General features: G+C 37.3%; 22 protein-coding genes and 2 pseudogenes. 6 read left to right on the top strand and 18 right to left on the bottom strand.

Annotated elements, in window-relative coordinates; all coding sequences use genetic code 11:
- Nucleotides 1-460: 460 nt before the first annotated feature.
- The 3 genes from CWR48_RS05335 to CWR48_RS05325 all read right to left on the bottom strand — a co-directional run bounded on the left by CWR48_RS05335 (nt 461) and on the right by CWR48_RS05325 (nt 3,698).
- Complete coding sequence (locus tag CWR48_RS05335; RefSeq protein ID WP_211316717.1) at nt 461-1,708, bottom strand: dicarboxylate/amino acid:cation symporter; 1,248 nt, start codon at nt 1,706-1,708, stop codon at nt 461-463.
- Between the two features lie 181 nt (nt 1,709-1,889).
- On the bottom strand, nt 1,890-2,207 hold the full coding sequence (locus CWR48_RS05330) for a hypothetical protein (RefSeq protein ID WP_115772071.1): 318 nt from the start codon (nt 2,205-2,207) through the stop codon (nt 1,890-1,892).
- 309 nt (nt 2,208-2,516) lie between these two features.
- Nucleotides 2,517-3,698, bottom strand: a complete 1,182-nt coding sequence (locus CWR48_RS05325; RefSeq protein WP_115772069.1) for a pyridoxal phosphate-dependent aminotransferase — start codon at nt 3,696-3,698, stop codon at nt 2,517-2,519.
- 133 nt (nt 3,699-3,831) lie between these two features.
- On the opposite strand from CWR48_RS05325, the gene CWR48_RS05320 reads away from it, so the two are divergent.
- On the top strand, nt 3,832-4,584 hold the full coding sequence (locus CWR48_RS05320; RefSeq protein WP_115772067.1) for a ribonuclease activity regulator RraA: 753 nt from the start codon (nt 3,832-3,834) through the stop codon (nt 4,582-4,584).
- Nucleotides 4,585-5,327: 743 nt separating this feature from the next.
- Here the strand turns inward: CWR48_RS05320 and CWR48_RS05305 are convergent.
- On the bottom strand, nt 5,328-6,698 hold the full coding sequence (locus CWR48_RS05305) for an MDR family MFS transporter (protein ID WP_115772452.1): 1,371 nt from the start codon (nt 6,696-6,698) through the stop codon (nt 5,328-5,330).
- A gap of 22 nt (nt 6,699-6,720) precedes the next feature.
- Nucleotides 6,721-7,299, bottom strand: a complete 579-nt coding sequence (locus CWR48_RS05300) for a TetR/AcrR family transcriptional regulator (RefSeq protein WP_115772063.1) — start codon at nt 7,297-7,299, stop codon at nt 6,721-6,723.
- 534 nt (nt 7,300-7,833) lie between these two features.
- Here CWR48_RS05300 and uvsE (CWR48_RS05295) point away from each other — a divergent pair.
- Nucleotides 7,834-8,787 (top strand): UV DNA damage repair endonuclease UvsE, encoded by a 954-nt coding sequence (gene uvsE, locus CWR48_RS05295; protein WP_115772061.1) that lies wholly within the window; start codon nt 7,834-7,836, stop codon nt 8,785-8,787.
- A 41-nt stretch (nt 8,788-8,828) separates the two neighbouring features.
- Nucleotides 8,829-9,794 (top strand): UV DNA damage repair endonuclease UvsE, encoded by a 966-nt coding sequence (uvsE, locus tag CWR48_RS05290; RefSeq protein ID WP_115772059.1) that lies wholly within the window; start codon nt 8,829-8,831, stop codon nt 9,792-9,794.
- Nucleotides 9,795-10,471: 677 nt separating this feature from the next.
- Here the strand turns inward: uvsE (CWR48_RS05290) and CWR48_RS05285 are convergent.
- The 6 genes and pseudogenes from CWR48_RS05285 to CWR48_RS05260 form a co-directional block, all read right to left on the bottom strand.
- A pseudogene (locus CWR48_RS05285) lies at nt 10,472-10,860 on the bottom strand (phosphohydrolase); the annotation flags it as partial.
- Nucleotides 10,861-10,889: 29 nt separating this feature from the next.
- Nucleotides 10,890-11,390 carry a GDSL-type esterase/lipase family protein gene (locus CWR48_RS05280; protein WP_115772057.1) on the bottom strand — a complete coding sequence of 167 codons (501 nt, stop codon included), beginning with the start codon at nt 11,388-11,390 and terminating at the stop codon, nt 10,890-10,892.
- A 218-nt stretch (nt 11,391-11,608) separates the two neighbouring features.
- Complete coding sequence (locus CWR48_RS05275) at nt 11,609-13,084, bottom strand: aldehyde dehydrogenase (RefSeq protein ID WP_115772055.1); 1,476 nt, start codon at nt 13,082-13,084, stop codon at nt 11,609-11,611.
- On the bottom strand, nt 13,081-13,281 hold the full coding sequence (locus tag CWR48_RS05270) for a 2-hydroxymuconate tautomerase (RefSeq protein WP_115772053.1): 201 nt from the start codon (nt 13,279-13,281) through the stop codon (nt 13,081-13,083). The genes CWR48_RS05275 and CWR48_RS05270 overlap by 4 nt, the downstream gene beginning before the upstream one ends.
- A 24-nt stretch (nt 13,282-13,305) precedes the next feature.
- On the bottom strand, nt 13,306-14,097 hold the full coding sequence (locus CWR48_RS05265; RefSeq protein WP_115772051.1) for a 2-keto-4-pentenoate hydratase: 792 nt from the start codon (nt 14,095-14,097) through the stop codon (nt 13,306-13,308).
- Between the two features lie 14 nt (nt 14,098-14,111).
- Nucleotides 14,112-14,888, bottom strand: a complete 777-nt coding sequence (locus tag CWR48_RS05260) for a 2-keto-4-pentenoate hydratase (RefSeq protein ID WP_115772049.1) — start codon at nt 14,886-14,888, stop codon at nt 14,112-14,114.
- A 263-nt stretch (nt 14,889-15,151) separates the two neighbouring features.
- Between CWR48_RS05260 and CWR48_RS05255 the strand changes: the two genes are divergently transcribed.
- Nucleotides 15,152-15,919, top strand: a complete 768-nt coding sequence (locus tag CWR48_RS05255; RefSeq protein WP_170140708.1) for an IclR family transcriptional regulator — start codon at nt 15,152-15,154, stop codon at nt 15,917-15,919.
- Nucleotides 15,920-15,986: 67 nt separating this feature from the next.
- Here CWR48_RS05255 and CWR48_RS05250 read toward each other — a convergent pair whose 3' ends face one another.
- From CWR48_RS05250 to glpX, 7 genes are all read right to left on the bottom strand, one after another.
- On the bottom strand, nt 15,987-16,973 hold the full coding sequence (locus tag CWR48_RS05250; RefSeq protein ID WP_115772045.1) for a catechol 2,3-dioxygenase: 987 nt from the start codon (nt 16,971-16,973) through the stop codon (nt 15,987-15,989).
- Nucleotides 16,974-17,222: 249 nt separating this feature from the next.
- Nucleotides 17,223-18,020: an HpcH/HpaI aldolase family protein gene (locus CWR48_RS05245; protein ID WP_211316716.1), complete on the bottom strand. Its 798-nt coding sequence runs from the start codon at nt 18,018-18,020 to the stop codon at nt 17,223-17,225.
- 437 nt (nt 18,021-18,457) lie between these two features.
- A complete protein-coding gene (fabF, locus tag CWR48_RS05240; protein WP_115772041.1) occupies nt 18,458-19,690 on the bottom strand; it encodes a beta-ketoacyl-ACP synthase II in 1,233 nt (410 codons plus the stop codon).
- Nucleotides 19,691-19,803: 113 nt separating this feature from the next.
- The gene (locus tag CWR48_RS05235; protein ID WP_245976745.1) at nt 19,804-21,477 is read right to left on the bottom strand and encodes a class I adenylate-forming enzyme family protein; all 1,674 of its coding nucleotides are present in this window, start codon (nt 21,475-21,477) and stop codon (nt 19,804-19,806) included.
- A 44-nt stretch (nt 21,478-21,521) separates the two neighbouring features.
- Nucleotides 21,522-22,760: a beta-ketoacyl-ACP synthase II gene (gene fabF, locus CWR48_RS05230; protein WP_115772038.1), complete on the bottom strand. Its 1,239-nt coding sequence runs from the start codon at nt 22,758-22,760 to the stop codon at nt 21,522-21,524.
- 14 nt (nt 22,761-22,774) lie between these two features.
- Nucleotides 22,775-23,203 carry an acyl-CoA thioesterase gene (locus CWR48_RS05225; protein ID WP_115772036.1) on the bottom strand — a complete coding sequence of 143 codons (429 nt, stop codon included), beginning with the start codon at nt 23,201-23,203 and terminating at the stop codon, nt 22,775-22,777.
- A gap of 329 nt (nt 23,204-23,532) precedes the next feature.
- Entirely contained in the window at nt 23,533-24,480 is a 948-nt protein-coding gene (glpX, locus tag CWR48_RS05220) for a class II fructose-bisphosphatase (protein WP_115772034.1), read from the bottom strand.
- Between the two features lie 1,093 nt (nt 24,481-25,573).
- On the opposite strand from glpX, the pseudogene CWR48_RS20745 reads away from it, so the two are divergent.
- Both CWR48_RS20745 and CWR48_RS20740 read left to right on the top strand, forming a co-directional pair.
- A pseudogene (locus tag CWR48_RS20745) lies at nt 25,574-26,212 on the top strand (MFS transporter).
- On the top strand, nt 26,109-26,672 hold the full coding sequence (locus tag CWR48_RS20740; RefSeq protein ID WP_425453878.1) for an MFS transporter: 564 nt from the start codon (nt 26,109-26,111) through the stop codon (nt 26,670-26,672). The pseudogene CWR48_RS20745 and the gene CWR48_RS20740 overlap by 104 nt, the downstream one beginning before the upstream one ends.
- The last annotated feature ends 22 nt before the right edge of the window (nt 26,673-26,694 follow it).

Here is a 26,694-nt window from a genome sequence, read left to right as displayed (position 1 = left end):
CCATGTCGTCAATTAAAGTTCGTTCTACAGGCTTGAAATACGTAGTAAGCATACTCAAATATTGACTAAACGCTCTCCTTGATGCTGGATATTTCTTCCTTGCTGTCATTGAATTGATTTGCTATATAATTTTTATTTTCCCATCCGTTACCGTACCAACTGTGACACTTAGTCTTGCGGTTAGTATTCTTTCAGCAGTCAATAACTTCATAAATAATTCTTGTAGTTATTATATTTAATAGGGAAACTTGATTTAAATCCCTGCCATTATCCATTAACTAATGATAGCGTTCATTCATTACTAAAGCTTTTAAAACAAGTGATTTTCTGATTTTTATCCTAAACTATTTTCCTACAAAATAATCTAAGTGTCCGAAGCCTGAAACTGTATTTATATCAGGTGTGGCATTTCCAACTTCATTGCCTCCACATATAAGACTGAGGCCTTCGATTTTTTCGTTTATCCCGCACTGGTTTGATTGTTTGGAATATTAGACTTAAGTGCCTTTCTTTCCTCTATTTTTGAAACTGCAAGAGTACAAACCATATCTCCGGTTACATTGAGGGTGGTATGACCCATATCTATAATTCTATAAATACCGGCAATGATACCCATAATTTCAATTGGTAGACCCATTGTAGTCAGCAAAATAGTAACCATCACAATACCGCCGCCGGGAATGCCTGGAGATCCGATTGATAAGAGGGTTGCCAATAAAACAACTGTAATCTGCTCAGAAAGTGTTAAGTTGAAGCCATAAAGCTGCGAAACAAATAAGACGGCCATAGGATAAAAGTTTGCTGCACCATCCATATTAATGGTCGCTCCAATTGGCAATGAAAATTTCGCAATGCTGTTGGGTACACCTAGATCTTTTTCAACAACGCTCATTGTATATGGCAAAGTCCCTGAACTACTAGTTGTACTCAGCGTTAAAGGCCAAATCTTTAAAGCAGCTTTATAGAAATCTTTGATGCTAGTCTTTGCAATAAACTTAATCATGAATGCATATACTCCGAAACAGATGATTACTAAGCCAACGTAATCCGCAATAATTAATGTTGTAATGGATCCCAGAATCATTGACCCATATTGTGCAAACGTAGTTGCAATCAACGCTGCAACACCAATTGGCGAAAACTTCATAACGATTTCTGTAACCTTAGACATCACTTCTGCTCCATTATTAATGACTTGCTTTAATGTATTGGCTTTTTCACCCAGTAGAACAATAGCGATTCCCATAAATATGGAAAATACAATAATTTGCATTAAGTTGCCTTCTACAAAGGCTTGAAATATGTTGCGTGGAAACATGGATAAAATAGTATCTACTATCGATTGTTGCTCCGGTTTTACCACTTCTTCTGTCATATTTAATTGACTCAGAGTTACACCATTGCCAGGTCTAATGATATTCGCTACAAATAGACCTATTGTACCGGCTATTACTGTTGTTGTAATATAAAATAATATCACTTTGCCTCCTATACTTTTGAGCCTAGAAAAATTATCCATACTTGTAATTCCGCTAATAATAGAGAAAAATACTAACGGGACCACAATCATTAAGATAAGGTTCAAGAATAGATCGCCAAGTGGTTTTATAACTACCGCCTTTTCCTTAAAGATAAGAGCAATTAGAATCCCCGCGGCAAAACCGATTAACACTTTAGTTCCCAAAGATAGGTTAAAAATTCTTCTCATTTACTCTCCGTCCTTTCAAAAATAGATTCTTAAAAAACTACAAATCTGCTATTTTTAGTGATACATTAAAAAGTCATCAACTTCCTCAAAGGAATGGCAGTGTAATGGAGAAATTCGAACGATCTCCCTTAAGCCAACAGCATTTAATATTCGTCTTGAGTACAAACTGCTCTCCACTCTTTCATATACTAATATGCCGCGCGCGTTTTCCATACTCACTTACGGCCCTTTGACAATCAACATTTCCAAATATTATGGCTAGGATGGGATCTTTTTGTTTAATCGGCTGTTCATTGAAATGTGCTTTGGCTCCTTCTATCTCCTGTAATCCTGATATTATTCTTTGTAGGAGGGCTTGCTCTTTTATTCGAATCCGACGCATTCCCTCTTCTATTAAACGTCGTCTGTCCATACTATTTGTATAAATGGATTCTATCTTACAGATGTAATCCGTGATTTTTGTAAACCCTGCAAAATGGGCCGGAACAGTACTTCCCAATGTCCAATCTCCCTTTTCTTTACAGTAATACCTTCGTCTTATCTCTAATTTATTAGGTTATTATTTCAACATCTTTATTCAAACAATCAACTGTAATTTCAGCGTATTCCCAAAAATAGAGATGAAAACCCTTTCATTTATTGCGCCCAAAAATGCTTAATCTTTGCACATTACAATCCAAGGTCACTTTCATGCCTTATTCTTCGTATAATTTCTTTATAAGATAAGATTGTACTTCTTCGAGCTCTGCTCATTCTATAAAACAATATTTTCCTTGATATATCCACCTTTCTCACCAGCGGGAATCCATTATTTTCTTACAAGGTTTTCTAGGCATATTTTCATACGTTCTATAGCCTCCATCAATGCCTTTTCAGATGCCGCAAATGATAATCGCACAAACCCTTCTCCAACATCCGAAAAAACAGAGCCTGGGACCAGTGCTACTCCTGCTTCATTCAATACTTTTTCAGCAAACTCTTTTGAGGTTAATCCAAATTTGGTTATATTTGGAAATGCATAAAAGGCGCCTTCTGGCAATGCACAAGTGATTTCATCTATACTTAATAATCCTTTATGAACAATATCTCGGCGTCTCCTATAAGCATCGACCATATCATTTATACATTGCTGATCACCATTAATAGCTTCTGATGCTCCGAATTGTGTAAAAGTTGGTATGCAGGTTACAGAATATTGTTGTACCTTTAACATAGGAATCATTAAATCATTGCTTGATACAATATAACCTAATCTCCATCCAGTCATAGCATAAGCTTTTGAATACCCATTAATGGTTATAGTCCGTTTTTCCATGCCTGGTATAGATGCTATTGAAAAATGACCCTTCTCTTGATAAATAATTTTTTCGTATATTTCGTCTGATACGACCAATAGATCATGTTGAATTGCTATTTCTGCGATTCTTTCCTGCACTTCCTTTGGATAAACAGCCCCCGTCGGGTTATTGGGAGAATTAATTAATATCATTTTTGTATGCGGTGTCAGTGCCTTTTCTATCTCATTAGGATCTACAACCCAATTGTTCTCCTGAGAAGTAGGGATTGTTATTGGAACTGCGCCAGTCATACGAGCCAATTGCCTATAAAATATATACGCCGGCTCAATGATTAGTACTTCATCCCCTGGATTACAATGACCTAAAAAAGCAAGTAGCAGTGCTTGCGAAGCCCCTGCTGTAACAATAATATCAGTCTCAGGATCAGAATTTATGTTGTTATCATCCTTTAGTTTGCGGGATATATCTTCTCTTAGTTGAAGCAATCCACGGGTGGGTGCATAGTGCACTTCTCCTCGTTCTAACGCCTGTTGGGTTGCCTGAACAATATGCTTTGGTGTGGAAAAGTCAGGTTCACCCATTTCTAAATGAATTACACTCTTTCCTTGTTTCTCAAGATTTCTTGCTTTTTCTGCTACAGCGCGTATTTGCCCTAGTTCTACATTCGCCAGCCGAGAAGCACCTATATCCATGAATAACTCTCCTCTCTTGTCCTCCAATATTCACAAGTATTATTGTAAGACAATAATACTTGATTGTCAATGTATTTTCTGATAATATAAATAATACGAAATAGACAGTAAATTAATAGGGGGTTTGTAATTAATGAGCAATAAGACAACATTACTACCAATTACAACTGAATCTAAAAAGAAACTGCAGGAAGTATCTACGGCATCTTTAACTTCCCAGTTGTTAAAACGCGGTTTTAGGAATACTTTTATCCCGAACCTAACCCCGACTCGACCAGATCTAAGAATGGTTGGCTATGCGTATACACTGCGTTATGTACCAGCAAGAGAGGACATTGGTATGGAGGTGGATTACGATAACGACACAAATCTTCAAAGAATTGCAGTTGAATCTATTGAAGATGAACATGTGTTAGTCATTGATGCTCGCGGTGAGCTTGGGGCTGCTTCCTTTGGTCATATTTTGGGCACACGTCTTATGCAAAGGCATATCGCCGGATTGGTAACAGATGGTGCATTGCGTGATTCGCCGCGATTTAAAAACTTAGATTTACCCACCTATTATCAAGGTGTACATGCTACGACCTCTTCTATTAAACATCATCCAGCCGATATAAATACTCCGATTGGGTGTAATGGTGTTCTAGTTATGCCGGGGGATATCATTGTTGGCGATGCCGAAGGAGTTGTTGTCATTCCAAAGGATATTGCGAATGTAGTCGCGCACGATGCTTATGAGCAGGATTTATTGGAGGAATTCATTCTAAAGAAAGTAGAAGAAGGCGCAAGTATTAAAAGTGTATATCCAGCAAGTGCAGAGACCTTGGAGGATTATAAAAAATATAGGAAATATCATGATCATCCTCTGGGGAGGCATGATATTTGAGGTGTCTGACTTATGGCTCCGCATCACTGGTGCCACAACCTGAAAAAGTTAAATTTTTTCCAATTTACTTCATCCTGAAAATTAATAAACGGGAGCATGGTTTTACTATGACCATGTTCTCTCTTTTTTCCATATTATATTGCTTAAAAATGAAATGTTACTTCTTCTATTTCTTCGTGATAGCATTTCCCTTTCTTCTATTAAATTTGGCAGCAGCCACTCATATATCTAAAAACAGAACATAAGCGCAAGCGCCGGTTTGAGCTGTGTACGGACTGGACTGAACCGAAGGAGATAAAGGAAACTGTTTGGGGGCGTAAGCGGTTGACTTAGATTACGGAGGTGAGGGAAGTCTCGCTAGGAGCACGGGGCGCTTACGCTGGACGTGGCTGTTCTCGGTAATTAAGTTATCCACAACGTCCAAATTTTATAGTTTCCTAAGCAATGAAAAAGATGCCTCCGCCAAGATTACAAATCTGTACGAAGGCAACTTATAAAAGCTACTTCAAAAATTTTTCTAAACTAATTTTTCTATTAGGAATTTAATCACTCAGTTGAACGAATAACTAGAATATCACATGGAGCTGTGCGTACGATTGATTCAGAGACAGAACCAATTAACTACATTTAGTCCAGTTACACCATAGATAATTAAATCGACTTCAAATAAGTTTATAGCTCTTTTATTAATAATTTTCATTTCTTAATAATTTCCCTTTAAATTCAGTTCTAATTACTTAAGGCTATTTCAGCTTTACGTCTGTTGGTTTTTTCATGAAGAATGACAGTACAAAGTTAATCACTGCAAATACTAAACCTATTGTAAATACAAATGAAGAACCTGATGCCACAGCCTCTGGTAAATTGTCGCTAACTGTTGTTAAGTAACTGTTTTGTTTTACCGATAATAGAGAAACCATAACCGCAATACCAACTGCACCTGCGACTTGTTGGATTGTTTGAGTGATTGCGATACCATCTGGATAATATTCTCTAGGTAAAGAATTTAGTGTGTTTGTTTGAGTTGAAGCAAGTACTGCACCGATACCTAACATCATAATAATATGGATTACTACAACAACCCATAAAGCCGTATCTGTACCTATTTGTGCATAAAGTGCATATGCAATAACTACTAGTACTGTACCAGGAGTGATAATCGCCCTTGGACCATATTTGTCAAATAATCTACCTATTATTGGCGCCAAAATACAGTTAAGTAAGCTACCAGGCAGAAGTACTAGACCTGTCGCAAATGCTGCAATTAATAAGGCCATTTGCATAAACATAGGTAAAATAACTAGCATAGAAAGCATGTTGAAAAATGTTATAAAACTCATAAATACACCAATAACGAAAAGTGGATACTTAAATGCCCTTAAATTCATCATTGGCTTCTCCATTTTCATTTGACGCATTGAGAAGAGAATTACTCCAATTAAACCGATGATAATCGACCCGATAACAATTGGACTTGTCCATCCATTTCCACCAGATACACTGAATCCGTAGACGATCCCACCAAATCCGATTGTAGAAAGAACAACGGATAATATATCAATTGCTATTTTACGTACTTCATTAACATTTGGTACATATAGGATTCCGATAATAAGTGAAAATAATAGGAATGGTACTTGAGCCCAGAATATCCAATCCCATGATAATGTATCTAAAATTAGTCCTGCAATTGTTGGACCTAAAGCTGGGCCAGCTAACATTACTAATCCCATAATTCCCATTGCAGCTCCACGTTTGTTTGGAGGGTAGATTGTGAAAATAACATTTTGCGTTAAAGGCAAGTTTATCGCTAATCCTGCCGCTTGGATAATACGCCCTGCTAAAAGGAAGCCAAATGAAGGTGATAATGCTGCTAAAACCGTACCGATGAGGGTTAGGATGATAGAAGTTAAAAACATTTGTCTTGTTGTAAATTTTTGCATTAGAATACCTGTTACTGGAATTAAAATACCTAGAGTTAGGAAATAACCCGTTGCCAACCATTGAATGGTTGTCGCATCAACTTCGAAAATTTTACTTAAATCTGCTAAGGCAATATTTAATGCCGTTTCACTAAAAAGTCCTACAAATCCTGCTACTAATAGAGCCATCATTATAGGGCCTGTCTTATAACTTTTATTCACTTGTTTTGAATCTCCTTGTTTCTAAAATTTTGGGTAATACTTGGGAAATAACTTGGAGCGGTTCCGCTCTCTTTTGCGTTAAGCAAAGTAGCATTCCGCCTTCAATAGAGGCAGTAACCATTAAAGCAGTAGACGAAGCTTCATCATTAGAAAAACCATCTGCTACTAATTTATGATAATAAATAGTCTGCATTTCTGTATATAATTTTGCACATGCATTTCTAACTGGATCACTTAACGAAGCCATTTCACTAACCATACTGCTAAATGTATACCCAATAAGGGTACCCTCCATCTCAAAGTTATCGATTAATTTTGAGATCATTGCGTTTGTTGCTTCTTGCGTTGTCGGATATCGATTGAAAATGTCCACGATATCGTTTGTAATTTCTTCATTTAAATATTGAAGACAAGCAATCAGTAATTCTTCTTTTCCATTTGGAAAGTGATGATAAAGCGAACCTTTTGAAATATCACATGCTTTTATTATTTCAGTTAGTCCTACACCTTTATATCCTTTTTGTTGAAAAAGCTTCGTCGCGATGTCGATTATCAGCGATTTTGTATCCATTTCCGTAGCACACCTCCACTATACCAACCGGTCTGTTCTTAACAATAACAAAAAAATGCCTATAATTCAAGACTTTATTTAGCTCATTAATAGCATCAACATTCATAATTGAGATGCAATTATTAGTAGAGAACTAATATTTTTAAATTTTGACTCCCCCTTCACACTCATACTCTTGCCTTCTACTTATTTCTACTCCAATAAAGTGAAACTTCATTCAGTGGAGATCATATCATCCCCCACTGAATGCTAGTTGAATAGAATCGGGATTTTGACTTTCTATTGATCCCCCACTTACAATTCTTGATTTTTCTCGAATTCTTGAGATGGGGGGTAAGTGAGGAGCTGTAAAGTCGAGCATGCGTGCTTAATGTCTTTATTATTTAAATGAAATGCAGAATTCATGATTTTATATATTCTCACTTTGTGTATAGATAAATGGATTTTGGCAGAAGATAAAATGTTTAAAACGCACTAAAAATAATCTTTTAGAATAGATTTCAATTTCAAAGTATTAAATAAAGGGGAAAGTAGATGAAGATTCGTTTCGGCTATGTAGCAAATGCATTAGGCTTATGGGATGCAAGTCCATCAAAAACGTTAACCTTTACACGGTATTCAACGCTTCCTAAAGACGAAAGAATGGAAAAGTTAAAATCTATAACAGCACAAAATTTACATCACACAAAACGAATTTTGTATTATAATATCGCACATGAAATAGAAATCTACCGGTTTTCAAGCACACTAGTCCCTTTAGCAACCCATCCGGAAGTGATGTGGGATTTCTTAACTCCATTCAAAAACGAATGGGAAGAAATCGGAAATATAGTCAAACATTTTAAGCTTCGAGTAAGCTTTCACCCAAATCAATTTACACTTTTCACAAGCCAAAGAGAAGAAGTAACAATAAATGCAGTAAAAAGTATGGACTATCATTTTAAGATGCTAAAGGCAATGAATGCTCTCGATACGGCATTAATTAATATTCATATTGGCGGAGCCTATGGGGATAAACATAAGTCATTAATCCGCTTCCATCAAAATCTGAAAAAATTACCAAAGGAAATTAAGAAGCAAATGACATTAGAAAATGATGATAAAACGTATGACGTCCAGGAAACACTCCTTGCTTGTGAAAAGGAAAACATTCCAATGGTCCTCGATTATCATCACTATATGGCGAATAACGTGGAGAATGACCTCCACCTTTACTTACACCGTATATTTAACACTTGGAATAACTTTAATATCGTACCGAAAGTCCACATTTCTTCACCTAAATCTGAACAAGCCTATCGTGCCCATGCTGATTTTGTTTCTTTAGATTTTGTCCTACCCTTCTTAAAGATGGCAAAGGAGCTTAATCAGGACTTTGACATTATGATAGAAGCAAAACAAAAGAACCTTGCAATGCAGAGACTTGTAGATGAAATAGCTGCAATTCGTGGAGTCAAACGTATTTCGAGTTCATCTGTCGAATGGTAACCATGGAGAACAGCATAAATAAAACGGATGAGGTGGAATAGATGACGATTGTACGTCTTGGCTATGTCGCAATGAGTATGGAGCTTAAAAATTCATCCCCCTCACAAACAATGACTTTTTCCCAATTCGAAAAAATTAATGATCGGGATGCTGCCATCCGTAAATTAGAACGTATTGCACTTTCTAATTTGCACAATACACTAAGATTGTTGAAACATAATGCAGCGTCTGATATTCATTTTTATCGACTAACCTCTCGCCTTATTCCTTTAGCAAACCACGAAGAACTTCTTGATTGGAATTATATAAAGCCATTAAAAGAACCGCTTCGTGAGATTGGAGATTTTGCAAATAAACATAAGATAAGAGTTGATTTCCATCCGGATCACTTTGTTCTAATTAATTCTAAAGAGAAGCATATTTTGAAGAACTCAATCAGAACCTTAAAGCTACATTACTTATTATTAAAGGCGATGGGGATTGCCCCAACTCATCGCTGTGTCATGCATGTTGGCGGTAATTATAAAGAAACCGAAATGTCACTTGAACGTTTTGTTGATAACTGGATGGACGTCCCAAAAGTGATTCAAAATATGATCATGCTTGAAAATGATGATACTTCTTTTACTTTAGAAGATACACTTTACTTATGTGAAAAATTAAATATACCTCTCGTTTTCGATTATCATCATCATCTTGCCTATCACCAAGTTGCAAATTGGGAAACCAACTGGAATAGAGTTGTGCAGACATGGAAGCATTCTCCGCTTCCAATAAAAATGCATATATCAAGTCCAAAGAGTGATAAAGCATTTCGCCATCATTCAGACTATGTAGACATCGATATGTTTTTTAGATTCCTTAAAGTAATCAGGGGTAGTATCCCACAAATTGACTGTATGATTGAGGCTAAAAGGAAAGATGAGGCGCTTTTTAAATTAATGGATGAAGTAAATACAAGGAAAGACGTTGAAATTATTGATAGCTCTTCTTTCTTCTTAAAGTAAACGAAAAGAAGAAGCAAATTGGAAAACATTGATTTCCATGAAGACAGACTAGTTGATATATCCTCAATTTCCTAAAGTAAGTTCTTGAGGTGGCTCACCAACCACCCTCGAAAATCTGCATTTATCAGTCAGTAATTTTCCTTCAAGGTAAAATCAAATACCTGTTTGTAATCGGCTGAAAATAATTGATATGTCTTTTCAGCCGTGCTTTTCTTCTTGGTTGTTTCCCTATAAAGAACAACAATTTGATTAATCTTATCTTTCCTAATTTCATTATTAACTTTTTATGCCTCATCAATATTTTTCTTTTTACTAATCCCTTTAGTAAACTCATTCGAGTCCTCAAATTTGCGTAGGGTTAAATTTTCTTTGAAGAAGGGTTAAAGTCCGTAACAGGTCAAACAGATAGAGGTCGGCAAATCATGAGTTAGATTAACCTCATTCTTGCAGGGCTATTCGAAGTTGTCGGGGTTAACATATACAGAGATTAACTGCTGGAATATAGGGAACTGGGTTTACCTATTTAAATCTTGGGTTTGTCATTAGTTTAACATTGCTATCCATAGCAATGTCCTCTATTGAAAAGTGAATCAGAATTCAAAAGTAAGTTAAGCAAGAGATTAGGCAGCATTCAAATAGAAATGCTGCCTTTTTCTAAAATGGCGATTTTCTATTTCTTATTCTGACCATGGTGAATGTAATATGCAATGACAGAAATTCTTATTTTATATTCCGGTCTGAAATGTTGGACAACATCTTCTTTCATATTGCCAAAAGTAGTTTCTTTCTTATGCTTAAAGCCCTCATAAAACGCTGGAGTAATTTCCTTTTGAAATTATTACGAGGGAAAGCTTTAATAATTTCTTCCCGTAAGTCTTCTGGGAATTGATCAAAGCCATCACCCATGAAATCTAGTCCAACGCCTGAAAATAGTAACGCTACTTCAGACTCTTTATGCTCTGCAACACCTGGTGTCGTATGCAATGCAATGGCATCCCAGTCGAATTGACTCATCGGGAATTTGATACTGCTGAAGGAAACTTTTTGCTGGATTTGCACCATCGATCGCCTTGTTTCACTCTTGCACTATTTACTTCAATAACTAATTCCCTTAACCTTCTTTGTTATTAAACCTACAAGAAGATCATCACCATCTTCACCAAAATGAAGTCCATCATTTTTAATTCCTATAAGCTCTTTTGGATAATCTTCTAAAGAAATCATCTTTGAAAAGAAATCAATAAAGTAACTGCCTGTATCATCTGCTACTTGTTTTACAACAGCATACTTAAATAACACTTCATTAGTTCTTGCACATTGAACCCTCTCATCCACTGGAGCAGGAGAGATAAAAATGGTTTTTTCAAGTTTAATCAAATGTGTGATATTATATAGGTTTTCTTTATAGGTTTCCAGATCAATCATTTTATGAATTGCCGCATCATTAGCACCAAATAACACTGTTACTAAATCGGTGTTATGTTTATTTACATCTTTTTCAATTCTAGTTATCGCATCACACGTGTTATTACCTGAAACACCTGCATTTATTATTTTGAAACCGTTTAATTGATTAGCTAGTTTTGCAGTTAACATCGGTTTTCTCAAACCTTCTTTTCTTGCAGTAACCTTGTCCACAAAGAGTCTGTATATAAACGGACGGAGAACTGTCCCTTCGTCCGCTCAGCTCGTAACTTGCGATAAATTGGGACGATTCTCTAGACGAAAGATCCACAGCGACAGGGTTGAAGTGACCAACTCTAATCACTATACATTGGTCCAAGGTGCCTGTCCCCATGGTCCTCCTTAAATTTTTATAAAGCTATACAAATGTTTTTCGCTTCGGTAAAGAATTCGAGACTGTGGTGACCGCCTTCTCTTCCAACACCACTTTGTTTGTATCCACCGAACGGGGCGCGAAGGTCACGAACGAACCAGCAGTTGACCCAAACGGTTCCCGCTTGGAATGCATGTGACACACGATGTGCACGGCGAAGGTTTTCTGTCCATAAGACACCATCTAAGCCAAAATTCGTAGCATTAGCAATCTCAATCGCTTCTTCTTCTGTATCAAATGGGATGATCGTAACAACTGGTCCAAAAATTTCCTCTTGGTTCATCCGTGAATTTGGATCTTCCGCAATATAGATCGTTGGTTCTAAATAAAAACCATTCTTCAAATGTTCTGGTAGGTTATCGGGACGTTTACCTCCATAAACCAATTTTGCGCCTTCTTCTTTAGCGACATCAAAATAGCTGACAACTTTATTATAGTGCGCTTCACTAACTAATGGTCCCATATCTGTTCCTTCAACATTTGGATCGCCAACTTTTAAGTTCTTAGCTGCTTCGGTAAATTTATTCATAAAATCATCAAGGATACTACGTTGAACTAAGATTCTTGAGCCTGCTAAACAGACTTGACCGGAATTAAAGAAAGCTGCACGAATGGATCCTGGGATGGCTTTCTCTAAATCAGCGTCTTCAAAAATAATATTCGCTGCTTTACCACCTAATTCAAACGAAACATTCTTCAAGGTATCCGCTGCACTCTTCATAATCGAAGAACCAGTCCTTGTGGAACCTGTGAAGGAAACTAAATCAACCTCAGGATGTTTCGTCAATGCAGTACCTACTGTACTTCCCTTACCATGAACCACGTTAACAACGCCATCTGGAATCCCTGCTTCTTTCGCAATTTCACCTAAAAGTGATACAGATAAGGGTGTGTTTTCAGCTGGTTTAATGACTGCTGTGTTTCCTGCTGCAAGACATGGACCTAATTTCCAAGTGGTTAACATAAATGGCACGTTCCAAGGTGTAATTAATGTCGCTACACCAACAGGCTCATAACGGGTATAGTTCACATAGCTTTCTCCCATTGGATACGTTTCCCCGCCTTTTTGCTCCATAAAATCGGCAAAGAAACGGATATTATTTGCTGCACGAGGTACTTCGCCTTTTAATGCAGAAGCATATGGTTTACCTACATCAGTTGCGTCTAAGCGAGCAATCTCTTCGCCTCTTTCAACAATAATTTCGGCCATACGACGAAGTTTGGCACTGCGCTCTTCCACAGTCATCTTACTCCATGGTCCATTATTGAAAGCTTCTCTTGCTGCACGAATAGCATTATCGACATCTTCATCCGTTGCTTCACTGACATGAGCAATTACTTCTTGTGTAGCTGGATTAGTTACATTAAACGTTTCATTATTACTTGCAGGAACATACTCCCCATTAATATACAAGCCAACATGTTTTACTTCAGTTTGAGTTGATGTTGTCATTTCGCATTCTCCCTTCTCTTTTTCACAGATTCGCCAGCAATTCCCCAGTGCTCTGGTTTAAGCTCATTTATCATGACACGGACATTTTCTACTGGTGCTTCTAAAACCTCTGATGTTAGATCTGTTAGTTCACGGATCAGTCTTTCTTTTTTCTCAGGAGATCTTCCCTCTATAATATTTACTTGAATAAATGGCATGCTAATTTCCTCCTAAAGTTTCTATTATTCTACAAATGCTGCTTCTACTGTACCCATTCCATCAAAACTTGCTGAGAAATGATCACCGGGCTCAATAGTGATCGATGTCGTTAGCGAACCACTTAGCACGATTTCGCCTGGTTTGATTGATTTATCGACTCTATATAATTTATTTGCAAGCCATGCCACTGCTCTTGCAGGATGTCCCATAACTGCAGCGCCAGCAGCAGTCGCAGCAACTTCACCATTTTTCTTAAATACCATACCGGTTAGGCGTAAATCAAATTTAGCTGGATCATAGAAACGATCACCAACAATATACCGTGAAGATGATGAGTTATCAGCGATTCCATCAGAATGCGTCATTTTAAAGCCATTATAACGGCTATCGATAATTTCTAATGATGGGACGACATATTTTGTTGCATCAAGAATTTGCGCAACGGTAACATGTGGTCCTTTCACTTCTTTCTTAAATACAAAAGCGATTTCTGGTTCCACTTTAGCATGGATTAATGGTGTGATAGAGATTGGTTTATCTTGCTCTAATTCCATATTTTCTAAAAGGACACCATAAGTAGGTTCGTCAACACCGATCATAATTTGTTTTGCTTTACTTGTTAAACCTAGCTTATACCCGCTAATTTTCGTTATTTCTTCTTCAATCTTCTTTTCAATCAAACGGTCTTGGATTTTGTAAGCAGTGACTTCATCCATCTCAGGATATTTTTCAGAAAGTTGTGCTACAGAATAACCTTGTTTTTCAGCTTCAAACAAATGTGTTGCAAGTGTATAAATTGAATCTGTTTTTAACATTATTACGTCCTCCTTTATCTTTTAAATGTTACAGTTACGGAACCTAAGTGATCAAATTCCACTGTAAAGGTATCGCCAGCTTCAATCGGTATCGCTGCGGTAAGTGCTCCAGACAAAATAACCTCGCCAGCTCTAAGACTGACGCCGTACTTACCAACTGAGTTTGCTAACCAAGCAACTGCTCGTAATGGGTTTCCTAGAACTGCAGCACCAGCAGCTGTATCCAGCATTTCACCATTTCGGTAAGAAACCATGCCAATATTAGCTAAATCCAGCCCTTCCAATTTCGTTGCTTTTGAACCTAGGACCGCACTTGCAGATGAGCCATTATCTGCCACTGTATCTTCAAACTTGATTTTCCAATTTTCGATCCGGCTGTCGATAACTTCAATCGATGGAACGACATAATCCGTCGCTTCTAACACATCTAATACCGTGACATCTGGTCCTTTTAGATCCTTCTTTAAAACAAATGCAATCTCACACTCTACTTTTGGTTGAATATAAGATTCAAGTGAAATGGTATCCCCGTCGAGAAACATCATATTGTCCAAAAGATGACCATAATCCGGCTCGTCTACACCAGCCATATTTTGCATGGCTTTACTTGTTAAACCAATCTTCTTTCCAACTACAACTGCCCCTTCATCGACTTTCATGCGAATGACTTCCAGTTGAGTTTGATAGGCGTCTTCTGCGGTGAATCCCAGATATGTCTTGATAAGCGGTTCTATTTCAAGCTTCTTTCTTTCTGCTTCTAATAATCTAGCAGCTGCTTCCTTTGCAATCATACGAATCCCTCCTTAAATTTTAAAATTTCAGGTATTAAGCTGATCGTCTTTATATTGCAATATGTTAATACGACCAATTCAATGGTAACGGTTACAATAGGATGTAACCATTTTCTAAGATAACTTCATTATAGGTGAGAAACAAAAGCCGGACAATATCACCGTCCCCTTATAGTGGACAATAGTCAAAAAATATTTTATGTCCCTTTATAATGGACATTGTCAGACTAGTTTATTATTATATTAATAAGGAGGTGGAACCAATGGCTGAAACTGAGTTACTTTCTTCACTTAGCAATGCTCTACGCATCTTAGAAGCTTTTAAAATAGACGATCCTCAAAAGGGAGTTCGGGAGATTGCCCAGGAGCTTGAGATTCCAAAGAGTACCGTACACCGTATTTTGCATACGCTTTCACATTATGGTTATGTTCGAAAAGATCATGAAACGAATAAATATGAACTGGGACTTTCTATCCTTGAACTAAACACAATTTTTCTTACTAATCTTGACCTTCATACGGAAGCACTCCCAATCGTAGAAAAATTGGCAGAAACTTATAGAGAAACATCTCACCTAGCTGTACTAGATCATTTGGATCTTGTATATGTCTGCAAGGTTGAAGGTAAAAACTCTGAATTTACCCCGTCCTATACTGGACTTCACAACTTCATCCATTGTACAAGCTCTGGAAAACTGCTATTAGCCAGTAGCCCTCGTCACTTAGCAGAGGAAGTCATTAAGAATGGTCTTGAAAGGTTTACGGATACGACCTTTACTGACCCGGATGAGTTTAGGGAAGAATTGAATACCATTTATCATCAAGGATATTCGATCTCCCATGGAGAGTATCGTTCCAATTCATCCTCAATTTCTGCACCAGTACGAAACTATAATGGGCATGTGATTGCTGCAATCAATCTGGTTATTCCAACAAAGCGTTTTAACCGCTCAAAGGTTGAACAATATATCAAGGCCCTCACCCATGCTGGAAATATGATTTCTGAACGTTTAGGTTATTACGAACGCTGATAATCAAATTTTAAAAAGAAGTGAAGCTTTATCATAAGCTTCACTTCTTTTTTTCAGTGTGCCAATATTATTTACTTGTTACTAATTCCTGTGTTGAAACAGGTGTACCGCGGTTCCACCAAGAGTCAGGGAAAGCTGAACCAATCCAAGTGTCCCCATTACCAGGTACATCCTTCATATCCCAAACAACAGTTTTAAAAGTTGGGTCAGTAATGAGATAACCAGCATCACCAAATAGTTCAATCCGGTTACCACCTGGTTCATAAACATACATACAGAATGCTTGAGAAATTCCGTGTTTATTCGGTGGCACTTCAATATGGATATTATTTTCTTTCAGTAAGTCAGATACCTCATACAATTGTTGAGGAATACCATACCAATAGCATAAGTGATGCAATTTACCAGGTTCGTTAATTTGTGGTTGTTGAACGAATGCGACTTCATGCACTAGATTTGAAACACTAACCCAGCTACCAATTGTATTCCCGTTATCCTTGATTTGCTCTCGCACACGGAATCCAAGTGCATCCACCATGAATTGTTCGTTTTTTCCAGGATTTGGAGACATACAGTTAATATGATCTAATCGTCTTACCGGAACACCGCGATCTGGGCGTTTTGATGCACGATTTAATAACTTAGTTCTGTCCTTATCTGTCGGTTGATAATACTCGACATCAAATAATAGCTCCATTGGATGGCCATCAGGTGTTGTAAATTGATATGCTGCACCATGACCAATGTCTCCATCAATCCACCCTTTTCCAAGACCTGTTGCTTCGACAGCTTTCACTCGACGTTCCAAAGCCTGTGGAGAATGAGTACGCCATGCAGCATGTCCCAAACCTGCTTCTTTAGCTTCAGTGATTTTCAATGTGTTTACATAGGAATCTTCATAAGCTCGTAAATATACAGATTGACCAGCACGAGCAGTTACTTGCATTCCTAGCAATCTTTCAAAGAAATCAATCGTTTCTTCTGGCTTTGGGCTAAAAAGTTCAACATGTGCTAGCTGCGCTACATCAAAAGTAGGTTCTTTAAAGTTTGTCATTCGTTATTTCCCCTCTCAAATTGGTTAATTATTTTTAAATGATAACGCTTACAGTAAAATCGTAAAAATACTGCACAACACAAATTTTACCTATAAATGCCTTTTAATTGAAATCGCTTACTATTCATTATACAAAAATTTGTGTTGTATATTTCATATCCTTATATTAACTGAACTAGGAAAATATTAACATAGCTTTGTCCCACTATATTGGACAAAAGAAAATATTTATTAAAAAATGCCAAGCTTCTAAACTATCGGAATTTCCGATTTTTCTTTTACTTCTGTAACTATACTTTTATATGCTTCCGTTAGTATGATTGCATCCATGCTATATGTGACAGAATCAAACCCCATATTGTACTTGTCTTTTATATCTTGGATTGAACTTGAATAAATAAATGCAAATTTTCCAGCAGATTGGCATGCAATAATGACCCTTTTAATTGCATCTTGGACAACAGGGTCTTTCATCTGTCCTGGTTTGCCTAAGGCAACTGATAAATCATAAGGACCAACAAAGATACCGTCCACTCCGTCTATGTCCACGATTTGCTCAATATTCTCCAAACATCCCCTTGTTTCACATTGAGGAATAATGAGTGTTTCTTGATTACTTACTTCAAAATAATGATCTAAGCCTTGTGTAGCATAGTCTGCATAGAGAAAGCGGTTACCATTCGTTGCACCAAATCCTCGTTCTCCTAAGGGATTATACTTACCGTATTTGACAATATTTTGAACTTCCTCTACAGAATGAACATTCGGTATAATGATTCCCATTGCACCTACATCCAACATTTTTAGGATCGAATTCCGTTGACCATCTTTAACTCGGACCAGTGGGGTAATTCCAGCTAATTCTGCTGCTCGAATATAAGATTGTGCATCTTCAACATCAAATGGTCCATGCTCAGTATCCAGTATCACATAATCAAGCCCTCCATAGGCCATATTCTCTACCACCGATGCATTGCCAAGCACATGAAAACTTCCAAGTGTCTTCTCGCCCTTTAACATTTTTTCTTTAATTTTGTTCTTCATCATTCAACACTCCTTAAAATTTTTTCACGTTACATGAATATCCTTCTATTTAGTAAGCGTTACTGAATCACCTAAAACTTTAATCATTCATACTTTCATTTTAGAACAAATGATTTTTATAAACAACAACTTGTCCCTTTATAATGGACTAGTTAGAAGAATTCATCTCCATCCTACTTCGTTGAGGTGGGAGTTTTCTCAGTTGAGAAGATAAACTCCGCTAAACTATCTATGTTGGTCCGACTTTTGATGTAAACAAGAATGATAATTTTATCACAAAAAGACCTTTTCCCATTCGTAGGAAAAGGTCTTTCATTATGCTTATTTTCTTAGCAGTGGGGACTGGCATTAGAAAACTTTCTGTTGGTTCCACTTATGTAGTGAAAAAGTCGTTATACTTTCCTATTCTCCAAAAAACGGTCAACCCCTAATACTAGATACTAGTCGTGCTTTTTAAATGCTAAAACCGCATTATGTCCGCCAAAACCAAACCCATTTGATAATGCTATATCAATTTTTGTCTCAACCGGTTGATTTGGAACATAATCGAGGTCACATTCGGGATCTGGATTTTCATAGTTTATCGTAGGAGGGGCGATATTTTCTTCCATACTTTTTAGTGTAATGACGGCTTCGACTGCTCCTGCAGCACCAAATAAATGACCTGTCATAGATTTGGTAGAACTTACTTTTAAATCATATGCATGTGTTCCGAACAATTCTTTTATTGCTTTTGTCTCAGATTTATCTCCCTCTGGAGTACTTGTTCCATGTGCATTAATATAGTCAACATCTTTTGGCTCAATGTTAGCCATATTTATTGCTAGTTCCATAGCATTTCGAGCTCCATGGAAGTCTGGAGAGGTTATATGATACGCGTCTGTTGTCGCACCATAGCCGATAATTTCGCCTAATATTTTGGCACCACGTTTTTTGGCATGTTCATATTCTTCTAAAAATACAACTCCGGCGCCCTCCGACATCACAAATCCATCTCGATTCGCATCGAATGGTTTACTCGCCTTTTCAGGAGAATCATTTTGTGTTGACATTGCCCTCATGCGTGAAAAGCCAGCAAGTGCAATTGGTGTAATGACAGCCTCTGATCCTCCCGCTAAAATAGCATCCGTATATCCATGGGCAATATTTAAATACGCTTCCCCAATTGCTTGATTTCCAGTAGCACAAGCTGAAACAGGTGAGTAACTTGGACCACGGAATCCTGTCTTGATTGCGATAAAACCTGGAGCCATATTACTGATCATCATCGGAATCAGAAATGGAGACACACGTTTTGGCCCCTTTTCAAGCAGTGTTTTATGATTATTTAGCAGTGTCTGCAGTCCGCCGATGCCAGACCCAATGTATATCCCGATTCTATCTTTATTTACATTATCTAAATCAAGATTTGCTTGCTCTAAGGCTTGCATAGCAGCTGCATATGCAAATTGCGTAAATCGATCATACTTGTTTATTTCTTTCTTACTAAGATATTTTTCTGCATCAAAGTCATCAATATAACCAGCAATTTTCGTGCTAATATCTTTGTATTCCTCTGAAACTAACCGTTTGATGCCTGACTTTCCATTTTTTATATTTGTCCAAAGTGTTTCAACATCATTGCCTAATGGTGAAACAACGCCACTTCCAGTTAAGACTACCCTGCGTTTCATGATGGTTTCTCCCTTCATTTTAGTAAATTAATCAAATCATTTATTACGTGAAACTTCAATCAGTGGAGATAATACTCCCCGTTATATGCGGGATAATAGGAAGAAAAACTAAATTACCCTCTTTCAAGTAATCCGAGCTCTTTATCCTCTATCGCTTGTTCTTGCAAGATAAAATGCTTCTTCTTCCCTGTTGCCGTATATGGCATTTCTTCTATAAATCTATAAAAGCGGGGCTTTTTATAATCTGCTAACATTGGATGGTCGGTACAATACGCATGCAGGTCCTGACTGGTAAGGGAAGGATCATTTTTAACCACATAGGCAACAACGGCCTCTCCTCTTACTTTATCAGGAACTCCTACAACGACGGCCTCTTCTACTTTTAGATGCTGATTTAGGACCTCTTCCACCTGGATGGGATGAATGTTTTCACCAGATGAAACAATCATATCGTCTTTACGACCCACAATTGTGACAAACTCGTTTTCATCCCAAGTAGCCATGTCTCCAATATAGATCCAACCTTTGTAAAACCTTTTCTTGCTTTCCTCTTCATTATTCACATAGGTATAGGTAGTTTTCGCTGGAGCCCATACAATCACTTCACCGACTTCTGTTCCATCCTTATCGGCCAATTCATATGGTTCTGCTCTACGATCGGGGAATACTTTCACAACAGCTACATTGTCATCTGTACAGGATCTTCCTGCTGAACCAGCCATTGCTGGCAAATCATAGGGGCGAAGGAAAGTGTTCCAAAAGGCTTCAGAAGTGCCATAGCCATTTAAAATATTTGGTGTCAATGTTTTTTGGTAGGCGATGCAATCCTCTTTTTCCAGAGGAGCCCCCATGGTGACAATCCCTTTTAAATTAGACAAATCAACGGCTTTTCTCCTTTGGGTCCTGTCTAGCATTTTTAAAATAGACGGTACCCCAATTAAAAAGGTGATGCCATACTTTTCAACATACTCCAGGCAAGTTTTTGGATGAAAGTTCCTCATGATGATGATTTCTCCACCAACATAAAGGGTCGGACATGGACCACCCGAATGGATCCCTCCTCGGTGAAACCATGGACTCATATTCATCGTTTTATCAACAGGACTAAGTGGAAAATGCATGGCAACATCATGAGCGGAAAGGATCTCATTAATATTATTTAATGGAACTCCCTTTGGTTTCCCTGTCGTTCCAGATGTATAAAGCCTTGTTGTTTCATCATAAATATGGCGAGGAAAATCCACTTCGGGATTATCTTCGGATTTATCTTGGACATATTGGCTGTATGTGACATGCCCTTCAGGAGCACTGACCTCACCTGTTATATCTGCCATTACTATTCGACGTGGTTTATGATTAGCAAGAGCCAAAGCTTCTAGTACCATATCTTTTATTTCTGCATCATAAACAAAAACACTCGGTTTACTATCATCTATGACCGAAGCCGTTTCTCCCTGGGAGAGGCGGAAATTAATCATACAGTTAACGGCACCGATTTTTTGTGGTGCCAAGTAACAAAAAACAAATTCTGCTGAATTAAGCAGCTGATGCATTACTACATCATTCTTGCCAACCTGATCCTCTAATAGGGCATGTGATAATTTATTGACTTCCTTATTTAACCCGGCATATGTCCAGGTCTGTTCACGAGTTGGACATGTCAGTGCCGGGTTATTAGCATATCGATGTACATTTCGTAAAAATCCATTGATATAAGTAAATTCTTGTTCGAATGTTTCTTTAAACATCTTTGTGTCATACGTATATTTTTCCATTTCAGGTTCCACCAAATATTTCCTCCTATTGCACAATAATTAATGTAATTCTATCCTTACTGTTTGTATTTCCCAACAATTAAGGATGTGTTCTGACCGCCAAATCCGAAAGCGTTTGACATAGCAACCTTCACATCAACTTTTCTAGAGTGGTTTGGTACGAAGTCAAGGTCACATTCCGGATCTGGATGTTCATAATTTATAGTTGGAGGTACGATACCTTCCCTTATTGACTTAATACATGCAATAATTTCTGTCACTCCACCTGCTCCCATCATATGGCCGGTAGCACCTTTCGTCGAGCTGACAGGAATCTCTTTCACCAATGATTCTCCGAAGACCGCTTTTAAGGATTTCGTCTCCACTTGATCACCAAGCTTTGTTGCTGTACCATGTGCGTTTACATAATCAATTTGTGAAGGCTTTAATTCTGCCTGTTTTAAAGCTCTTTGCATACAACTTATTTCACCACGACCAGTAGGTTCAGGAGATGTAACATGATAGGCATCCGTATTGTTTGCATAGCCTAGTAATTCTGCTTTAATTTCTGCTTCACGCTTTCTAGCAAAATCTAAAGTTTCCAAAACTACTGCTCCTCCTCCTTCTCCCATAACAAATCCATCACGGTGGAAATCAAATGGACGGCTAGCTCTTTCTGGATTTTCATTTTGTGTTGAAAGTGCATGTGCTGAAGATAACCCTGCAGCCATCAATCCAGTAAGAATCGATTCTGCACCAACTGCTACGACAGCATCTGCTTGCCCAGATTTTAGCAGCATGGAGGCCATCCCTATCGCATCTGCTCCGGATGAGCATGCTGTGTTAACCGTCAAACTTGGACCTTGTATATCATGGGCGATTGCAATTTGAGCTGCTGCAATATTCCCTAACATTTTTGGGACAGTATGTGGGCTTAACCTGTAACTACCTTGCATCGTAATTTGCTCTTGGCTGCTTGCCATGGTGGAAATCCCACCAAGAGCTGTTCCAAGTACAATACCGATTCGATCCGAATCTACATGAATATTACTATCGGTTAATGCTTCTTTGGCAGCGATTAAAGCAAACTGCATGAAAATGTCGGTTTTCCTTACCAGCTTTTTAGGTAAAAAGTCATAAGGAGAAAAATCTTTCACTTCAGCTGCGATTTTCACTGGTAATTGACTTGGATCAAAACGATGAATATAGTCTGTCCCGCTTTTACCAAGAAGTAAATTACTCCAATAGGAAGATATACCTATTCCAATAGGAGTAATAGCTCCCATTCCTGTAACAACAATACGATCTTTAGACATTCTTACTATCACCTCTATTTGCCTATATTACTCAGTTTTTCCCATAGTGTCGGGAAACGTTTTTTTAGATTCATTGGAATTCCTTTAATGTTTACAAAGGCATGGGATGTATACCCTTCAGCTGCGATTTGCCCATCCTCTTTTATAATTTGGTAGGTAAATCCCATCCTCGTACGTGTCAATAATGTAAGGGATGTTCGAACAATAACTTTTTCTAATGGGTACAACATTTTTTTATATGTACTATCCGCCTTCAAACATACAAGACTGATCCCTTGATGATGAAATGTTCCCATATAAGGAAATCCATAGTGAGCAAGGAGTTCCATATATCCATTTGTAAACCACTCAAAGTTTTTAGCATAATAAGAGATTCCAGCTGCATCGCAATCTCCCCAAGTTACAGTCATATTCATATCATAATCCATAAGCGATTCCGTCATTCTACTACTCCTTTCCAGTAATACCACTCGCAATTCCCTCTAGTTTTCCCCATTCTTGCACACAATATAATATTCTAGCACAAAAAATTCCCAATGAAAGCCGCCATGTAAGCGTTCATTGGGCCAGAATACTCCATTATAGTTCAAAATGCTCTATTATTTACCTTAAATCAAAATCACCTAAAATGATAATAATAAATTAATTGAATAATAGATAAATCACAATCGCATATTTTTTTAATAGGTAAGTATAACGACTTTCTTAACGAATAAGTGCAACTAAGCATAGCACTTTTGGTAAAAATCGGCTTGGAATGATACTTTTAGTCTTAATTATCCTCCAAACTATGTTTTCCATCGACAAAACGAATCGTGCCTGTTTTTGCTCGCATGACAACTGAATTTGTTGTGCCGGCATTTCCTTTATAATGCACACCTTTTAGCAACTCACCATTCGTCACACCTGTAGCAACAAAATATGCATCATCACCCTTTACGATATCATCCATAAATAAAACTTTATTGAAATCAGTAATACCCATTTTATTTAAGCGAGTTTTTTCTTCCTCAGTTTGTGGAAGCAGTTTTCCTTGAAACTCTCCTCCCAAGCACTTCAGTGCAGTTGCAGCTATTACACCTTCAGGAGCTCCGCCGGAACCAATCATAAGATCAACACCAGTATTATCAAATGCTGTATTTACGGCAGCTGCAACATCTCCTTCTTGCATTAGTTTTATTCTTGCTCCAGCATCACGAATCTCTTGAATCATATTTTCATGTCTTTCTCGATCTAATATGGCTACAACTAGATCGTTAATGTTTTTATTCTTTGCTATTGCGACAGCTTTAAGATTATCAATAACAGGTGCGTTAATATCAATTTTCCCAACCGATTCTGGACCAGCGGCTATTTTTTCCATGTACATATCAGGAGCATGTAACAGATTACCTTTCTCTGCTACTGCAATAATAGCTAGCGCATTCCAAGTCCCTGCAGCAACAATATTTGTTCCGTCAATTGGATCTACAGCAATATCTACTTCAGGCCCATTCCCTGTTCCTAATTGTTCGTCAATATATAACATTGGTGCCTCGTCCATTTCTCCCTCACCAATTACAACAGTTCCACGCATTTGTATCGAATTAAACATTCTTCTCATCGCTTGTGTTGCTGCTTCATCTGCTTCTTCTTTCTTACCTCTTCCCATCCATCTGCCAGCAGCTAATGCTGCAGCTTCAGTCACCCTAACAAGTTCCATCGATAAATTTCTATCCATTTTAATCTCTCCCCTTTTTCTTATATAAAATTTACTTATTTTATTGGCCCATTAGTATTTTTAATTTCATCATCTTCAATTAAACAATATTGAATTAAAGATATATAGTTAAAAAAAAGCGAACATATTTATTCTTAAAATTTTTTTGTTTTCATACTAGTTTTGAAAGACCTTTTTCGTAAACTTTATACTTTAATAAATTTTCCTTTTCAAGAATATACAATTTAGTTCCTCTTTCACTCACCTCCAAGTCAATTTTCCGCCTTAAAATATACTGAATTAAATTACCTCAACTTCAAATAGTCTTAATGTGAAATAATTATATTCCTTTTATTTCTATCTTGTCAAAAGACTGGTTCAACACACAAAAGCTTATAATGCTTTATTTTCTTCCAAAAGAACATCTGCAAGCATTGATAGTCAATACAATCAACCTATGATTAAAAAAATGTCTGCTAGGAAAGTGATTCAAATCAATACCCCACTTCAGAGCATTCAAGATATTGAGCCTTTGCTCCGAAAAATCAAACATGCAACTGAGTCTACGCTACCAATTGTCATCGGTAACGTTGGATATATTATTTCGAATAAAGAGAGTTACGAATTTTAAGAGAGTTTATTTGTTGTAATTAAGAATGAACAAGATCCGCCAGTTGAATTATTGTACACATTACCTGCTGGAGAGTATGCATTTTTTTATGTGAATACTGATTATGATCATATTCACTCCTACTGCAGAGATATATTATCCTGTTTAGAAAGTATTGGACGCGAATCGAATGGTCCCTTTTACATTCGAAATATCGTGAACGCCATTTTGTCAAATAATAAAGAAGAATGGATAAAAGAAATTCAAATTCCCTTAAAACCCTTGACTACACAGTTAATTTAAAGATTAATAGCAGTGGATATTGCAAGGTTTTGAAGGTATCTGCAGCAGAGTTGTATATGTTTTATACTAAGAGGGTTTACAATATAAGTATTCTATTTGAAAGTAGTGAGAAGCAAAATGAATCCATCGAAACTTTTGACAAAAGACTTTATCATTATCTCTTAAATCAATTTTTTGGCCCATGTCATTTTCTACATTTTAATGGTATCGATAGCCATGTATGTGTCAATGCAATGTCATGTGAGTCAAAGTGTAGCTGGATTAGTTACTGGAATCTTCGCTCTTGCATCTTTAGTGGCCCAAATTTTTGCTGGTAAATATATGGATTGTATCGGACGTCAACCATTATTAATTGGCGCAACGATAATATTTGTGATAGCTATGTTTCTCTACTTATGAGTTAACAGCTTATTGTTCCTTATAATTATTCGTATTATTCATGGTGCCGCACATGGACTAATTACAACAGCGGCAGTTGCAGTTGCAGCTGATTTTATTCCCGATGAACGTCGCGGAGAAGGGACAGGCTATTATGCAACAAGTATGAATATAGCAATGGCCATTGGTCCATTTATTGGAATTTTCGTTAGCGGACACGGAAGCTTTCAAATGATTTTTCTTATTGGAAGTATTATCGCTTTGATTGATTTAATTGCGACCTTATTTTTAAAAGTGCCAGAGGTTGAACTTGCCGAGGAAGGGCAGAGAAATTCAGCTGGATTTAACTGGAGAGATTTTGTGGAACCTAAAACTACTTCCTATTTCTGTTGCCGTTTTCGCGATTACTCTTGCTTATACAAGTTTGTTAACCTATTTGTCCCTTTATGCAAAAGAGATTAATTTAGTGAACTTATCCAGCTTTTTCTTCATCGTTTATGCCGTCGCATTATTAGCATCACGACCATTTACTGGAAAGTGGTTTGACCAATTTGGAGCAAATCGTGTGAACTATCCGCTAATCATTTGTACAGCTATTGGATTTTTATTTTTAAGCCAAACACATAACGGAATACTCTTTCTTGTGTCTGGTGCATCAATTGGGATTGGCTATGGCACATTACTATCAAATTTCCAAGCAATTTCCATACAGCAATCCCCACCTAACCGTAAGGCGCTAGCGACCTCTACCTTTTTTATACTGCTCGATTTAGCTAATGGTGTTGGGCCTTATTTAATGGGAATCTTAATTGGATTTATGAGTTTTCGGCATTTATATCTAAATGTGGCAATCTGGATTTTTGTCTATATTTGTATTTATTATATAGCTCACGGTAAAAATGTTGTGACCCCAAAAAGTTAGTTTTGACTCTAACCTTTTGGGG

Origin of the sequence: Oceanobacillus arenosus (assembly GCF_003369575.1) — a bacterium.
GTDB classification, from domain to species: domain Bacteria; phylum Bacillota; class Bacilli; order Bacillales; family Amphibacillaceae; genus Oceanobacillus; species Oceanobacillus arenosus.
This window is presented reverse-complemented; position numbering and strand designations above follow the sequence as displayed.

Coding starts and splice junctions, on each gene's coding strand:
- CWR48_RS05335 (WP_211316717.1), bottom strand. CDS start 1,708: ATGAGAAGAATTTTTAACCTATCTTTGGGAACTAAAGTGTTAATCGGT.
- CWR48_RS05325 (WP_115772069.1), bottom strand. CDS start 3,698: ATGGATATAGGTGCTTCTCGGCTGGCGAATGTAGAACTAGGGCAAATA.
- CWR48_RS05320 (WP_115772067.1), top strand. CDS start 3,832: ATGAGCAATAAGACAACATTACTACCAATTACAACTGAATCTAAAAAG.
- CWR48_RS05305 (WP_115772452.1), bottom strand. CDS start 6,698: ATGATGGCTCTATTAGTAGCAGGATTTGTAGGACTTTTTAGTGAAACG.
- CWR48_RS05300 (WP_115772063.1), bottom strand. CDS start 7,299: ATGGATACAAAATCGCTGATAATCGACATCGCGACGAAGCTTTTTCAA.
- uvsE (WP_115772061.1), top strand. CDS start 7,834: ATGAAGATTCGTTTCGGCTATGTAGCAAATGCATTAGGCTTATGGGAT.
- uvsE (WP_115772059.1), top strand. CDS start 8,829: ATGACGATTGTACGTCTTGGCTATGTCGCAATGAGTATGGAGCTTAAA.
- CWR48_RS05280 (WP_115772057.1), bottom strand. CDS start 11,390: ATGTTAACTGCAAAACTAGCTAATCAATTAAACGGTTTCAAAATAATA.
- CWR48_RS05275 (WP_115772055.1), bottom strand. CDS start 13,084: ATGACAACATCAACTCAAACTGAAGTAAAACATGTTGGCTTGTATATT.
- CWR48_RS05270 (WP_115772053.1), bottom strand. CDS start 13,281: ATGCCATTTATTCAAGTAAATATTATAGAGGGAAGATCTCCTGAGAAA.
- CWR48_RS05265 (WP_115772051.1), bottom strand. CDS start 14,097: ATGTTAAAAACAGATTCAATTTATACACTTGCAACACATTTGTTTGAA.
- CWR48_RS05260 (WP_115772049.1), bottom strand. CDS start 14,888: ATGATTGCAAAGGAAGCAGCTGCTAGATTATTAGAAGCAGAAAGAAAG.
- CWR48_RS05255 (WP_170140708.1), top strand. CDS start 15,152: ATGGCTGAAACTGAGTTACTTTCTTCACTTAGCAATGCTCTACGCATC.
- CWR48_RS05250 (WP_115772045.1), bottom strand. CDS start 16,973: ATGACAAACTTTAAAGAACCTACTTTTGATGTAGCGCAGCTAGCACAT.
- CWR48_RS05245 (WP_211316716.1), bottom strand. CDS start 18,020: ATGATGAAGAACAAAATTAAAGAAAAAATGTTAAAGGGCGAGAAGACA.
- fabF (WP_115772041.1), bottom strand. CDS start 19,690: ATGAAACGCAGGGTAGTCTTAACTGGAAGTGGCGTTGTTTCACCATTA.
- fabF (WP_115772038.1), bottom strand. CDS start 22,760: ATGTCTAAAGATCGTATTGTTGTTACAGGAATGGGAGCTATTACTCCT.
- CWR48_RS05225 (WP_115772036.1), bottom strand. CDS start 23,203: ATGACGGAATCGCTTATGGATTATGATATGAATATGACTGTAACTTGG.
- glpX (WP_115772034.1), bottom strand. CDS start 24,480: ATGGATAGAAATTTATCGATGGAACTTGTTAGGGTGACTGAAGCTGCA.